This is a genomic window from Streptomyces sp. NPDC102278, from assembly GCF_044766345.1.
In the GTDB taxonomy this organism is placed as follows: Bacteria; Actinomycetota; Actinomycetes; order Streptomycetales; family Streptomycetaceae; genus Streptomyces.
Map to the genome: position 1 here is coordinate 160,457 of NZ_JBIWLV010000004.1, position 12,154 is coordinate 172,610.

The 12,154-nt window shown below is 71.8% G+C and carries 13 protein-coding genes; 4 read left to right on the plus strand and 9 right to left on the minus strand.

All coding sequences use genetic code 11. The annotated features are described in order from the left end of the window. Window positions 1-7: 7 nt before the first annotated feature. The gene (locus ACIRO3_RS12995) at window positions 8-991 is read right to left on the minus strand and encodes a GlxA family transcriptional regulator (protein WP_404135628.1); all 984 of its coding nucleotides are present in this window, start codon (window positions 989-991) and stop codon (window positions 8-10) included. A gap of 142 nt (window positions 992-1,133) precedes the next feature. Here ACIRO3_RS12995 and ACIRO3_RS13000 point away from each other — a divergent pair, with 142 nt between their 5' ends. Next, complete coding sequence (locus tag ACIRO3_RS13000) at window positions 1,134-1,724, plus strand: cysteine hydrolase family protein (RefSeq protein WP_404136287.1); 591 nt, start codon at window positions 1,134-1,136, stop codon at window positions 1,722-1,724. Window positions 1,725-1,756: 32 nt separating this feature from the next. On the opposite strand, the gene ACIRO3_RS13005 is transcribed toward ACIRO3_RS13000, so the two are convergent. Together ACIRO3_RS13005 and ACIRO3_RS13010 are read right to left on the minus strand one after the other, a co-directional pair. Further along, complete coding sequence (locus ACIRO3_RS13005) at window positions 1,757-2,254, minus strand: GNAT family N-acetyltransferase (RefSeq protein WP_404135631.1); 498 nt, start codon at window positions 2,252-2,254, stop codon at window positions 1,757-1,759. Between the two features lie 173 nt (window positions 2,255-2,427). Continuing rightward, window positions 2,428-3,576 carry a glycerate kinase gene (locus ACIRO3_RS13010; protein WP_404135634.1) on the minus strand — a complete coding sequence of 383 codons (1,149 nt, stop codon included), beginning with the start codon at window positions 3,574-3,576 and terminating at the stop codon, window positions 2,428-2,430. Window positions 3,577-3,719: 143 nt separating this feature from the next. On the opposite strand from ACIRO3_RS13010, the gene ACIRO3_RS13015 reads away from it, so the two are divergent. Genes ACIRO3_RS13015 through ACIRO3_RS13025 form a run of 3 tightly spaced genes read left to right on the plus strand, consistent with a single transcriptional unit; the run spans window position 3,720 to window position 6,454 of the window. Beyond that, window positions 3,720-5,444 carry a BCCT family transporter gene (locus tag ACIRO3_RS13015; protein ID WP_404135637.1) on the plus strand — a complete coding sequence of 575 codons (1,725 nt, stop codon included), beginning with the start codon at window positions 3,720-3,722 and terminating at the stop codon, window positions 5,442-5,444. Between the two features lie 36 nt (window positions 5,445-5,480). Continuing rightward, window positions 5,481-5,981: an NUDIX domain-containing protein gene (locus ACIRO3_RS13020; protein ID WP_404135639.1), complete on the plus strand. Its 501-nt coding sequence runs from the start codon at window positions 5,481-5,483 to the stop codon at window positions 5,979-5,981. Window positions 5,982-6,025: 44 nt separating this feature from the next. Further along, window positions 6,026-6,454: a hypothetical protein gene (locus tag ACIRO3_RS13025; protein ID WP_361772644.1), complete on the plus strand. Its 429-nt coding sequence runs from the start codon at window positions 6,026-6,028 to the stop codon at window positions 6,452-6,454. A 56-nt stretch (window positions 6,455-6,510) separates the two neighbouring features. On the opposite strand, the gene ACIRO3_RS13030 is transcribed toward ACIRO3_RS13025, so the two are convergent. The 6 genes from ACIRO3_RS13030 to ACIRO3_RS13055 form a co-directional block, all read right to left on the minus strand. Further along, window positions 6,511-7,020 (minus strand): methylated-DNA--[protein]-cysteine S-methyltransferase, encoded by a 510-nt coding sequence (locus ACIRO3_RS13030; protein ID WP_365997505.1) that lies wholly within the window; start codon window positions 7,018-7,020, stop codon window positions 6,511-6,513. A 15-nt stretch (window positions 7,021-7,035) separates the two neighbouring features. Beyond that, complete coding sequence (locus ACIRO3_RS13035) at window positions 7,036-8,517, minus strand: AlkA N-terminal domain-containing protein (protein ID WP_404135644.1); 1,482 nt, start codon at window positions 8,515-8,517, stop codon at window positions 7,036-7,038. 225 nt (window positions 8,518-8,742) lie between these two features. Further along, window positions 8,743-9,525, minus strand: a complete 783-nt coding sequence (pssA, locus tag ACIRO3_RS13040; RefSeq protein ID WP_404136289.1) for a CDP-diacylglycerol--serine O-phosphatidyltransferase — start codon at window positions 9,523-9,525, stop codon at window positions 8,743-8,745. A 58-nt stretch (window positions 9,526-9,583) separates the two neighbouring features. Then, a complete protein-coding gene (locus ACIRO3_RS13045; RefSeq protein ID WP_053681721.1) occupies window positions 9,584-10,240 on the minus strand; it encodes a phosphatidylserine decarboxylase in 657 nt (218 codons plus the stop codon). 186 nt (window positions 10,241-10,426) lie between these two features. Next, complete coding sequence (locus ACIRO3_RS13050; RefSeq protein WP_053681720.1) at window positions 10,427-11,632, minus strand: acyl-CoA dehydrogenase family protein; 1,206 nt, start codon at window positions 11,630-11,632, stop codon at window positions 10,427-10,429. A gap of 4 nt (window positions 11,633-11,636) precedes the next feature. Continuing rightward, a complete protein-coding gene (locus ACIRO3_RS13055; RefSeq protein ID WP_404135648.1) occupies window positions 11,637-12,149 on the minus strand; it encodes a MaoC family dehydratase in 513 nt (170 codons plus the stop codon). Window positions 12,150-12,154 lie beyond the last annotated feature (5 nt).

The following is a 12,154-nucleotide window of genomic DNA, read 5'->3' on the forward strand; positions in this document are numbered from 1 at the left end:
GCCATTTCTAACACTGTCGCCGCGGTTTGGGGGTGGCGGCGGCTTCCGCGCGGTACGCACGCGGACTCATGCCGACGTGTGCGGCGAACCGTTGGCGGAAGTTCACCTCACCGGAGAATCCGGCCCGCCGGGCCACCTCCGCCACCGGATGGTCGGTGCGTTCCAGCAGTTTGCGGGCCTCGTCCAGGCGGTGGCGCAGGAGCCATCTGTGCGGGGTGGTGCCCGTCCCGGCCGCGAAGTGCCGGGCGAAGGAGCGGGGCGACATGCCCGCCCAGCGGGCCAGCGTGGCCACGTCCAGGGGCTCGTGCAGATGGCGCAGGGCCCGTTCCCGTACGGCGGCCAGCGCCTCGGCGGTACGGTCGGCCGCGGGTGTGGGGCGGTCCAGGTACTGGGCGTGGTCCCCGGTGCGGAAGGGCCCCGTCACCATGGACCGGGCGATGGCCGCGGCGACCTCCGAACCGTGCGCCTCCCGGACCAGGTGCAGGCACAGGTCGATGCCGGAGGCCACCCCGGCGGACGTCCACACGCCCGAGTCCTCCACGAAGAGCGGGGCGTCCTCGACCAGCACCCCGGGATGGCGGGCGGCCAACCGGGGGGCGAGCCACCAGTGGGTCACGGCCCGTCGCCCCTCCAACAGCCCGGCCTCGGCGAGGATGAACGCCCCGGCACACAGCGCGGCCACCGGAACGCCCCGCTCGTGGGCCTCCCGCAGGGCGGCCAACACGGGCTCGGGGGTGGGGTCGCAGGGCTCGGACAACGCCGGTACGACGACCAGGTCGGCGCGGGACAGCCAGTCCAGGTCCGCGTCGGGCGTCAGCGTCAGCCCGCCGGGCAGGGCGATCGGCCCCGCGTCCAGGGCGCAGCGGCGCAGCTCGAAGCGGGGGACGCCGACGTGGCGGCGGTCGGGCCCCCAGACCTCGGTGATGACCGCCAGGTCGAAGGCGCGGATGCCGGGCTGGCAGACGATCGCGATCCGATGCATGACCGCCATTGTGGCAGGAACCCATCGGTTCGGGTCCGCGGCGCCGCTGTCGGGGCCGGCGCCCGCCGCAGAGGATGGGCCCATGACCACGAACGAGAACCCGAACCGCAACGCCCCCGCGACCGAGAACGCCGACATCGACAACGCCGCCATCGAGGTCGCCGAGAACACCGCCCTGGTGGTCGTCGACGTCCAGCGGGGCTTCGACGACGCGTCCTTCTGGGGCCCGCGGAACAACCCGGCGGCCGAGGCCAACATCGCCACCCTGATGGACGCCTGGCAGGAGACGGGCCGCCCCGTGGTCCTGGTCCGCCACACCTCGGTCCGCCCCGGTTCCGTCCTGGCCGAGGACCACCCCGGCCACGCGTTCAAGGAGTTCGTCGGGGACCGCCGGGACGCGGCGGCCCTGCTGGTGACCAAGACCGTGAACTCCTCGTTCCACGGCACCCCGGACCTGGCGCGGTGGCTCGACGCCCAGGGCATCGGCGCGATCGTCGTCGTCGGCATCCAGACCAACATGTGCGTCGAGACCACCGCCCGGGTGGGCGGCAACCTCGGCTACGAGGTCCTCGTCCCCCTCGACGCCACGCACACCTTCGACCTCGAAGGCCCGGACGGCCTGAACCTGACCGCCGACGCGCTGACCACGGCCACGGCCGTCAACCTCCACGGCGGCGGGTTCGCCCGCGTGACCACCACCGCCCGGCTGCTGTCCGCGGTCGGGGGCCGGATCACCGCGTAGCCGGTCAGCGGGTTCGTCCCGGGCCGGCGGGGTCAGCGATCGGTCCAGGTCACCGCGTGGTGGCACAGCCGGTCGTCCTCCCGCAGGAACCGCATCCCGGCGGCGGCCATCACCCGCTGTGAGGCCACGTTCTCCCGATCGGCGTCCCCGTCCACCCCGCGGGCGCCGTGCGCGCGGGCGTGGTCCAGCAGGGCGCGCAGCGCCTCGGCGGCGTAGCCGCGCCCCCGGGCCGCGGGGATCAGCCCGAAGCCGACGGTGACCCGCCCGGCGGCGTTCGCCGGTCCGTGGAACCCGGCCCCGCCGATCGCGACGCCGTCCTCCCGGACCCGTATCTCGTACGCGCCGAACGGGCCCGGATCGCCGTCTTCGGCGAGCAGGCGCAGGAACCGCCGCGCCCCCGCCCGGTCCCCGTCGTCCGGATACCCGGGCCCCCACCGGTCCCGCGGCCGGGGCGTCCCGCCGACGAGGTGTTCGGCCAGGGAGCGGTCCAGGGGCGCGAGCGACAGTCGCGCGGTCAGCACAGTGGTCACGGCCCCTGCCTACCAGCCGGGCCCCGCCGACCGGTACCGCTTTGTTCGCGGACTCCCGGCTTCCGGCCCCCGGCTTCCGGCCCCCGGAGCCGACGGGAACGAGAAGGAGACGCCGGAGGCCCGGCCCCCGACACGTCGGTCGGGGGCCGGGCCCCACCTGCCCGTCAAAGACGTCAGAGCACGTCGGCGGCGATGTTGGCCGCGACCCGCTCCAGCAGGGGACCGGCGTTCGCGATGCACTTCGCGGGGTCCGGCTCGATCTCCGTCAGCGGGTACGCCCGCCGGATGCCGGCGGCCCGGAGGGCCTCCTGCTCCAGCAGCAGCCGCCCGCACACCGCGACGACCTCCTTGCCCGCCGCGCGCGCCGCCGCCGCCACCCCGGCCGGCGCCTTGCCGTGCAGGGTCTGCTCGTCCAGCGAACCCTCACCGGTGATGACCAGCGTGGCCCGCTCCAGGGCCGGCGCGAAGCCGAGCACCTCCAGCATCAGCTCGATGCCGGGACGGAACGTCGCACCGAGCAGCAGCGCCCCGTACCCGATGCCGCCCGCGCCGCCCGCACCCGGCAGCACCGCGCACTCGGCGGCCTTCGGGCCGATCGACTTCTCCAGCACGACCGCGAAGTGCGCCAGCGCCGCGTCGAGCGTCGCCACGTCCTCGGGCGACGCGCCCTTCTGCGGGCCGTAGACCGCCGGCGCGCCCTTCGGGCCCGTCAACGGGTTGTCCACGTCGCTGGCGAGGACGAAGTCCACGTCCGCGAAGCGCGGGTCGACGCCGGACAGGTCCGCCGAGGCCAGCGCCGCCAGCGCGCCGCCGCCGGGACCGACGGGTTCGCCGTTCGCATCCAGGAACACCGCGCCCAGCGCCGCGAGCATGCCCGCGCCGCCGTCGGTGGTGGCGCTGCCGCCCACGCCGAACACGATCGAGCGGGCGCCCGCGTCCAGCGCGGCCTTCAGCAGCTCACCCGATCCGTAGGTGGTCGCCGTCAGCGCGGCGAACACGCCCGGAGGCAGCAGCTGGAGCCCGGAGGCCTCCGCCATCTCGACCACCGCGGTGCCGTCGCGCAGCGCGAAAGCGGCCGTGACCTGGTCACCGAGGGGCCCGGTGACCCGTACCTCCCGGCGTTCGAAACCGGCCGCCACGGCGGCCGCGACCGTACCGTCGCCGCCGTCCGCGACGGGGAGGGTCTCGATCTCCACGCCCGGGACGGCGCTGCGAAGGCCCGCCGTCACCCGCTCCGCGACCTGAACGGCCGTGAGCGAGCCCTTGAATTTGTCCGCGGCGATGAGCACGCGCGCGGTCTCAGTTACTGCTCCGTCCGTCACCTTGCTAATCCCTTGCTATCGAACAGTGCAGTCGCGCCCCCATGAGCGTATCCGGAGGATCCTCCTATGCCCATGGGTGGCCTGGGCCACACCCGGCGCGCCATGGCGCTAAATCGGGATATACGCCTGCATAGTGTGGCCGCATGAGCGCCGATTCACTGGAACAGCCACGTCCGGATCCCCCGGGCGCGGGCCCGGCCGACCCGGGAGGCGGCACTCCCGACCTCCAGGTGGTCGCGATCGGGGTGCTCGCCGTGCTCGCCGTCGTGGCGTGGGCGGCGCTCGGCGGGGACTCCTTCGACACCGCGTCGAGCACCGCGCTCGCCTGGGTCCTGGCCAACTTCGCCTGGCTGTTCGTGATCGCCGCCGACGTCTTCCTCGTCCTGTGCGTCGTCCTCGCCCTCAGCCGGTTCGGCCGGATCAGGCTCGGCGCCGACGACTCCGAGCCCGAGTTCACGAACCTGTCCTGGATCGCGATGATGTTCAGCGCCGGCATGGGCATCGGCCTGATGTTCTACGGCGTGGGCGAACCGCTCACCCACTTCCTCCACCCGCCCCCCGCCTCCGGGGCGGCCCCCGGCACCGGCGCCGCCGCCCGCGCGGCCCTCGACTACTCGTTCTTCCACTGGACCCTCACCCCCTGGGCCATCTACGGCATCGCCGGCCTCGCCCTCGCCTACGCGACCTTCCGCAAGGGCCGCGGCAACCGGCTCAGCTCCGCCTTCGTCCCGCTGATCGGCGAGCGACGGGCCGACGGGCCGCTCGGCCGGACCATCGACCTGCTCGCCGTCTTCGCCACGGTCTTCGGCACCGCGACCAGCCTCGGCCTCGGCGCGCTCCAGGTGGCCCAAGGGCTCGAACTCACCGCCGGCGTCGAGGACTCGACCGGCGTCCAGTTGATCATCATCGGCTCGTTGTCCGCCGCCTTCGTGCTCTCCGCCTTCTCCGGCCTGCACAAGGGCGTGAAGTGGCTGAGCACCATCAACCTCGTACTCGCCGCCGTCCTCATGCTCTTCGTCTTCGTCCTGGGCCCGACCGTCTACATCCTCGACGTGATCCCGGCGAGCGTCGGCGGTTACCTGCACGACCTGCTGCCCCTGGCGACCGGGACCGGCGCCTTCACCGACAGCGCCTGGCTCGGCGCGTGGACCATCTTCTACTGGGCGTGGTGGCTCTCCTGGGCGCCGTTCGTCGGCACCTTCATCGTCCGCATCTCGCGCGGCCGCACCATCCGCGAATTCCTTGTCGGCGTCCTGTTGGTGCCCAGCGGAGCCACCATCGTCTGGTTCTGCGTCATGGGCGGCACCGCCATCCGGCTCGAATCCACCGGCGCCGCCGACCTCGCGGGCAAGGTCCGGCAGGGCGTGGAGGCCTCGCTCTTCGCGATGCTCGACGCGCTGCCGCTGGGCACCGTCACCTCCTGGGTGGCCATGGTCCTGGTCATGACGTACTTCGTCACCAGCGCCGACTCCGCCTCCCTGGTCATGGGCTCGCTCACCAGCCGCGGTTCCCTGAACCCGCCCACCTGGCTCGTCGTCACCTGGGGCATCCTGATGGCCGGCGTGGCCGCCGCGCTGCTCCTCGCGGGCGGCCTGAAATCCCTTCAGACCGCGACCATCCTGGTCGCCCTGCCCTTCGTGCTCGTCATGCTGCTGCTCTGCTGGGCCCTGGTGAAGGAACTGCGCGAGGACCCCGGCGCCGGCCCCGCCCGCACGCACCCGCACCACGGGATGCGCGACGCCGTGAAGGCGATGGTCGGCGACGCCGTCACCGAACAGGGCCGGACCGGCCACCACCGGCTCAAGCGCGTCGCGGAGTCCAAGGGGCGAGACCGCGCGGACGGGCGGGGCGGTACCTCCGGGACGTGATCCACGCACCCGCCGACGCCTGGGTAGGGTGGCGGCGTGACCACCACCGATGACTACGCCACCTACATCGCGGGCCTGCCCCGGGTGCTGGCCGGCGCCGCCGCCCCCTACCGGGACGCCGAGGGACGGGTGCTCCTCGTCGAGCCGAACTACCGCGAGGGCTGGGCCCTGCCGGGCGGCACCGTCGAGTCGGACACCGGCGAGTCCCCGCGCACGGCGGCCCGCCGCGAGAGCGCCGAGGAGATCGGACTGGACCTCCCGCTCGGCAGGCTGCTCGCCGTCGACTGGAGCGTGGGCCCCGGCCGCCCGCCGATCGTCGCGTACCTCTACGACGGGGGCGTGTTGGACGCCGGACAGCTGGCCTCGATCAGGCTCCAGCAGGAGGAACTGATCTCCTGGAAGCTGGTGGAGCCCGCCGAACTCCCCTCGTACCTGCTGGGATCGCTCGGTCGGCGCACCCAAGAGGCCCACCGCGTGGTGGAGTCGGGCGAGGGCACCGCCGAGCTGGAGAACGGACGCAGACCGGCGCACGCATAGCCCCGTTACACCAGGCCTACTTCGACCAGGACAGAATTCAGCGAATGATCACGATGTACGCCTGGCCCAGCACGGCCGACGGGCCCGACGCCCTGCCCATGGTCCACTTCACCACCGACGACCAGTCCAGCGGCGAGTTCACCCCCGAGGGGACCCCGGTCTGGATGTTCGACGGCGCGATACGCGACGGCGGGTGGGCCGAGTTCGGCGACTTCGAGGGATGGTCGACCCCCGCCGAGGGCTGGCAGGCCTTCTACCGCCGCGAGGACGACCTCCTCGCCGTCACCGGCCCCGGCGCCTGCGAAGGCTGGTACCAGGGCAAACTCGGCGCCGACGCCGCCTGGGTGGCCGCGGCGGGCGAGCAGCGGAGCGTGGTGCTGCTCGCCGCCCCCGTCCAACACCCCTCGCTGTACGCCTACGCGGTGGAGGCCGGCGCGGGCTTCGCCCTGCTGGTCCCGCTGGTCGTCGTCTAGGGCGTCCCGCCCGGGGCCGGGGGCGTCTGCTTCGGTCCTGCCGGGCCCCGGGCGGGTCAGCCCAGTTCCGCCTGGGTGGGGGCGCCGGACTCGAAGGCCAGCAGCCGCACCTTGCGCTCGACGCCGCCGCCGTAGCCCGTCATGCCGCCGGAGGCCCCGATGACGCGGTGGCAGGGGACGATGATGCCGATCGGGTTCTTGCCGTTCGCCAGGCCCACCGCGCGCGAGGCGCCCGGCTTGCCGAGCTTGTCCGCGAGCTGCCCGTACGACCAGGTCTCGCCGTACGGGATGCGCGCCAGCTGGTCCCACACGCTGCGCTGGAACGCGGTTCCCTCCATGCGCAGCGGCAGGCTGAACTCGCTCAGTTCCCCGGCGAAGTACGCGGTCAACTGCCGGACCACCTCGGGAAACGGCGCCTCGGTGTCCGCGACGCGCTCGCCGAAGGACTCCTCGGTCGGCCGGTGGCGCTGCCCGACCATGTACAGGCCGCTCAGGACGCCCTCGGTGGCGACGAGCGTCAGCGGGCCGTAGGGGCTCGCGACGACGGTGTGCTGCTTGCTGGTCATGACGGTCGGGCTCCTTCAGACGGGCAGGTGGTTGATGGCGTGGTCCTCGGTGGCCCACAGGTACTGCACGGCGTACGCGCGCCAGGGCCGCCAGCCGGCCGCCCGGGCCGTCAGCGCCGCGGGCGTCGACGGGAGGCCGAGGCCCCGGGCGGCCCGCCGGACCCCCAGGTCCGACGGCAGGAACGCGTCCGGGTCGCCCAGTGCCCGCATCGCGATGACCTCGGTGGTCCACGGACCGAACCCGGGCAGGGCGCCGAGCCGCGCCCGGGCGAGTTCCCAGTCGCTGTCGATGCCGAGCGGCAGCGAACCGTCCGCCAGGGCCGCCACGAGCGTGGTCAGCGTCGTGCGGCGGCTGCGCGGCAGGGCCAGGGACTCGGGGTCCAGTCCGGCCAGCGCCCGCGGCGAGGGGAACAGGTGGGTCAGTCCGCCCGCCGGGTCGGGATCGGCCACCGGTTCGCCGTGCGCGACGACCAGCCGGGCCGCGTGCGTACGGGCCGCGGCGGTGGACACCTGCTGCCCGAGGACCGCCCGTACGGCGAACTCGGCCGCGTCGACGGTACGGGGCACCCGGCGCCCGGGGGCCTTGTCCACGAGCGGGGCGAGCAGTCGGTCGGCGCGCAACTGCTCGTCGATCGCCTCGGGGTCGGCGTCCAGGTCGAGCATCCATCGGCAGCGGCTGATCGCGATGGTGAGGTCGCGCAGGTCGGTGAGGGCCAACTGGCAGCCGATGTGGTCGGGCCGCGGGGTGAGGGCGACCACGCCGGTGCCGTACGGCAGCCGCAGGGTCCGGCGGTAGGCGCCGGCCCGCCACTCCTCGACCCCGGGCACGGCGGTCGCGGCGAGGTGGCCGAAGAGGTTGTCGGGGTTGAGCGGGGACCGGTACGGCAGCCGCAGGCTTATGGTCCCCGGGATCCGGGGCTTGTCGCGCTGGGCCTTCTCGCCGCGGGTCCGCAGCTCGCTGGGGGAGAGGGCGAAGACCTCGCGGACGGTGTCGTTGAAGGTCCGGATCGAGGAGAAACCGGCGGCGAAGGCGACATCGGCCATGGGCAGCTCAGACGTCTCGATCAGCAGCCGCGCGGTCTGCGCCCGCTGGGCCCGGGCAAGGGCCAGCGGGCCCGCTCCCAGCTCGGCGTTGAGCTGTCGCTCCACCTGCCGGGTCGAGTAGCCCAGGCGGGTGGCGAGCCCGGGCACGCCCTCGCGGTCGACGACCCCGTCCTGGATGAGCCGCATGGCCCGGGCGACGGCGTCGGCGCGGGCGTTCCACTCGGGGGACCCGGGGGAGGTGTCGGGCCGGCACCGCTTGCAGGCCCGGAAACCGGCCTGCTGGCAGGCGGCGGCGCTGGGCAGGAAGGACATGTTCCCGACCTTGGGCGGCACGGCCGGGCAGCTGGGGCGGCAGTAGATCCGGGTGGTGAGGACGGCGGTGAAGAACCAGCCGTCGAAGCGGGGGTCCTTCGACTGCACGGCCCTGACGCAGCGGTCGGTGTCGGTGTACATGGCTCCAGGATCCCGGTGCGAGGGGGGCGGGGCTGGCGGTTTTCCGACATCAAGGCTACGCCGCCGCCCCGGGGCCCCCACTGCGGAGGCCCGGGGTCCGACGGGAGACCCACAAGGCCCCGGGGGAGCCCGCCGCGGCCCCGTCAGGGCGCCGGGAGCACGAGAAGGGCCCCCGGCGCCTCGGCGGCATCGGGGGCCCTCTCGGACGGCTTCACGGCGTGGGGGCTACGGGACCTGCGTGGCCCGGGCCTCGCGCCGGTTGTGGCGGAAGGTGTTCGCGCGACGGGTCGTCGCGAACAGCGGGATGGTCGCCGCCATGGCGATCTGCAGGGCGCAACCGGTCTGGAGCAGCAGCTGACCGCCGGGGGCGTCGAACGCCCAGGCCGCCAGCAGACCCATCGCCGCGACGATCCAGCTGAGCATCGCCACCGCGAGGACACCCCGCGGCTTGGGGTACTCGACCCGGCTCACCATCAGCCACGCCACGCCGACGATCGCCAGCAGCGTCGGGACGAACGGCAGCTCCAGCAGCACGATCGAGACGACCGTCAGCGCGCCGAAGGGGCTCGGCATGCCCTGGAACATGCCGTCCTTCATCGTCACGCAGCTGAATCTCGCGAGCCTCAGCACCACGGCCAGCAGCACCACGATCGCCGCCAGCGCCGACATCTTCTGCACCGCGTCGTCGGCGACCATGCCGTAGACGAGGACGAAGTACGCGGGCGCCAGCCCGAAGCTGATCAGGTCGGACAGGTTGTCCAGCTCCGCGCCCATCGGCGAGCTGCGCAGCTTGCGGGCCACGATGCCGTCGAAGAGGTCGAAGACCGCGGCGAGCAGCATCAGTATCACGGCCGTCGCGGCGCTGCTGCGGGCCATGCCCGACTCACCGCTGCCGGTGAGGTGCGGGATGAGGATCCCGGTGGTGGTGAAGTACACCGCCATGAAGCCGCAGGTCGCGTTGCCGAGGGTGAGGGTGTCCGCTATCGACAGCCGCAGGGAGAGCGGCATGTCCTCGGCGTCCTCCTCCTTGGCCTCCGGCACCCAGCCTGTGGCAGGAGTCTCAGGGTCAGTCACGGTCAATTCGGGTCACCCCCGCGGTGGTGGCCTGACCGACCTCGACCGCGACCTCGACACCCTCGGGGAGGTAGATGTCGACGCGGGATCCGAAGCGGATCAGACCGATGCGTTCGCCCTGCTCCACCTTGGTGCCGGCCGGCAGGTACGGGACGATCCGACGCGCGACCGCGCCGGCGATCTGCACCATCTCGATGTCGCCGAGCTCGGTGTCGAAGTGCCAGACGACGCGCTCGTTGTTCTCGCTCTCCTTGTTGAACGCCGGGACGAACCCGCCGGGGATGTGCTCCACGGACGTCACCGTGCCCGCCAGGGGCGCACGGTTGACGTGGACGTTCAGCGGGCTCATGAAGATCGCGACGCGGGTCCGTCCGTCCTTCCACGGCATGATGCTCTGCACCACACCGTCGGCGGGGGAGATGACCCGACCCTGCGTGATCTCACGCTCGGGGTCGCGGAAGAACCACAGCATGCCCGCGGCGAGCGCGGTGGCGGGCACGGCCGCCGCGGCCCAGCGCCCGGACTTGCGCGCCCGGGTGAGGCTGAGCGCCGCGGTGGCGACGGTCGGCAGAAGCCACGGCGATGCTCCGCGTGCGAGACGTCCACCGAGGAGGCCGACGCGAGGTGCAGAGGTTTGGCTGTGGGGCATGGATGACCTTCGTAGCGGGTGATTGCCGCGCCGCAAACGGGGGGACGGGACGGCGGCTTTACTGGAATGCTATCGGTTGCGCGCAACAACTGGGCAAGCCAGAAGCCGAGTCGATGGCCGTAAGTCGGTCACTGGTAGTGACTCTTCCGTGAGGAACCTTTGGGCGATTCCCCACGAAAGGGACTTTCAGCCCTGGAGCCGGTACTCCTCGAGCAGGCGCCGCCCGATGATCATCTTCTGGATCTCGGCCGTACCTTCACCGATGAGCAGCATCGGGGCTTCCCGGTAGAGGCGCTCGATCTCGTACTCCTTCGAGAAGCCGTATCCACCGTGGATACGGAAGGCGTCCTCCACCACCTCCTTGCAGTACTCGGAGGCGAGGTACTTCGCCATCCCTGCTTCGAGGTCGTTTCGTTCCCCGGAGTCCTTTTTGCGTGCCGCATTCACCATCATCGCATGGGCGGCTTCGACCTTGGTAGCCATCTCGGCCAGCTTGAACTGGATCGCCTGGTGTTCGGCGATCGCCTTGCCGAAAGTGTGACGTTGTTGGGCATAGGAGACACCCAGCTCGAACGCACGCTGGGCGACACCACAACCACGCGCCGCCACGTTGACCCGGCCGACCTCGACCCCGTCCATCATTTGGTAAAACCCTCGGCCGGTCTGGCCGCCGAGGACCCGATTGGCCGGAATGCGCAGTCCGTCCATGATGAGCTCGGTCGTGTCGACGCCCTTGTAGCCCATCTTGTCGATCTTGCCCGGGATGGTCAGGCCCGGACGGACCTCACCGAAGCCCGGCTCCTTCTCGACGAGGAAGGTCGTCATGGACTTGTGCGGCGCGGTGCCCTCGGGGTGTCCTTCGTCACTTCGGACCAGAACGGCCACCAGCGTCGAGGTCCCGCCGTTCGTCAGCCACATCTTCTGGCCGTTCAGGACGTACTCGTCGCCGTCCTTCACCGCCTTCGAGGTGATGGCCGACACGTCCGAGCCGAGCCCCGGCTCGGACATCGAGAACGCGCCGCGCACCTCGCCCAGCGCCATGCGGGGAAGGAAGTGGTCCTTCTGCTCCTGCGTGCCGTGCTGCTTGAGCATGTACGCCACGATGAAGTGGGTGTTGATGATGCCCGAGACGGACATCCAGCCGCGCGCTATCTCCTCGACGCACAGCGCGTAGGTGAGCAACGACTCACCCAGACCGCCGTACTCCTCCGGGATCATCAGGCCGAACAGGCCGAGTTCCTTGAGTCCGTCGACGATCGCCTGCGGGTACTCGTCGCGGTGTTCCAGCTCGGTCGCGACCGGGATGATCTCCTTGTCGACGAACTCGCGGACGGTCTTGAGGATGTCCCTCTGGTCGTCCGTCAGGCCGGCGGTCTGGGCAAGTCGGCTCATGGTTCTACTTCCCCTGTTCCTTCAGCGTGGGGCGGCCGGGCTGCTCGCCGCCGCGCTCCTTGATGTAGGTCTCCGTCGGAACCATCACCTTGCGCCGGAAGACGCAGACGAGGGTGCCGTCCTGCTTGTAGCCCTTGGTCTCCACGTAGACGATCCCGCGGTCGTTCTTCGACTTCGACGGGGACTTGTCGAGGACCGTGGTCTCGCCGTAGAGGGTGTCGCCGTGGAAGGTCGGCGCCACGTGCCGCAGCGACTCGATCTCCAGGTTGGCGATCGCCTTGCCCGAGACGTCGGGGACCGACATGCCCAGCAGCAGGGAGTAGATGTAGTTGCCCACGACGACGTTCTTGCCGAAGTCGGTCGTGTTCTCGGCGTAGTTGCTGTCCATGTGGAGCGGGTGGTGGTTCATGGTCAGCAGACAGAAGAGGTGGTCGTCGTACTCGGTGACCGTTTTTCCGGGCCAGTGCTTGTAGACCGCGCCGATCTCGAACTCTTCGTACGTGCGTCCGAACTGCATGGGTG

Bases quoted from the DNA above. Each gene is read 5' to 3' on its own strand.
- ACIRO3_RS12995 (WP_404135628.1), bottom strand. From the start codon at position 991: ATGGCGGTCATGCATCGGATCGCGATCGTCTGCCAGCCCGGCATCCGC.
- ACIRO3_RS13015 (WP_404135637.1), top strand. From the start codon at position 3,720: ATGAGCGCCGATTCACTGGAACAGCCACGTCCGGATCCCCCGGGCGCG.
- ACIRO3_RS13030 (WP_365997505.1), bottom strand. From the start codon at position 7,020: ATGACCAGCAAGCAGCACACCGTCGTCGCGAGCCCCTACGGCCCGCTG.
- ACIRO3_RS13050 (WP_053681720.1), bottom strand. From the start codon at position 11,632: ATGAGCCGACTTGCCCAGACCGCCGGCCTGACGGACGACCAGAGGGAC.
- ACIRO3_RS13055 (WP_404135648.1), bottom strand. From the start codon at position 12,149: ATGCAGTTCGGACGCACGTACGAAGAGTTCGAGATCGGCGCGGTCTAC.
- ACIRO3_RS13025 (WP_361772644.1), top strand. From the start codon at position 6,026: ATGATCACGATGTACGCCTGGCCCAGCACGGCCGACGGGCCCGACGCC.
- ACIRO3_RS13035 (WP_404135644.1), bottom strand. From the start codon at position 8,517: ATGTACACCGACACCGACCGCTGCGTCAGGGCCGTGCAGTCGAAGGAC.
- pssA (WP_404136289.1), bottom strand. From the start codon at position 9,525: ATGCCGCTCTCCCTGCGGCTGTCGATAGCGGACACCCTCACCCTCGGC.
- ACIRO3_RS13045 (WP_053681721.1), bottom strand. From the start codon at position 10,240: ATGCCCCACAGCCAAACCTCTGCACCTCGCGTCGGCCTCCTCGGTGGA.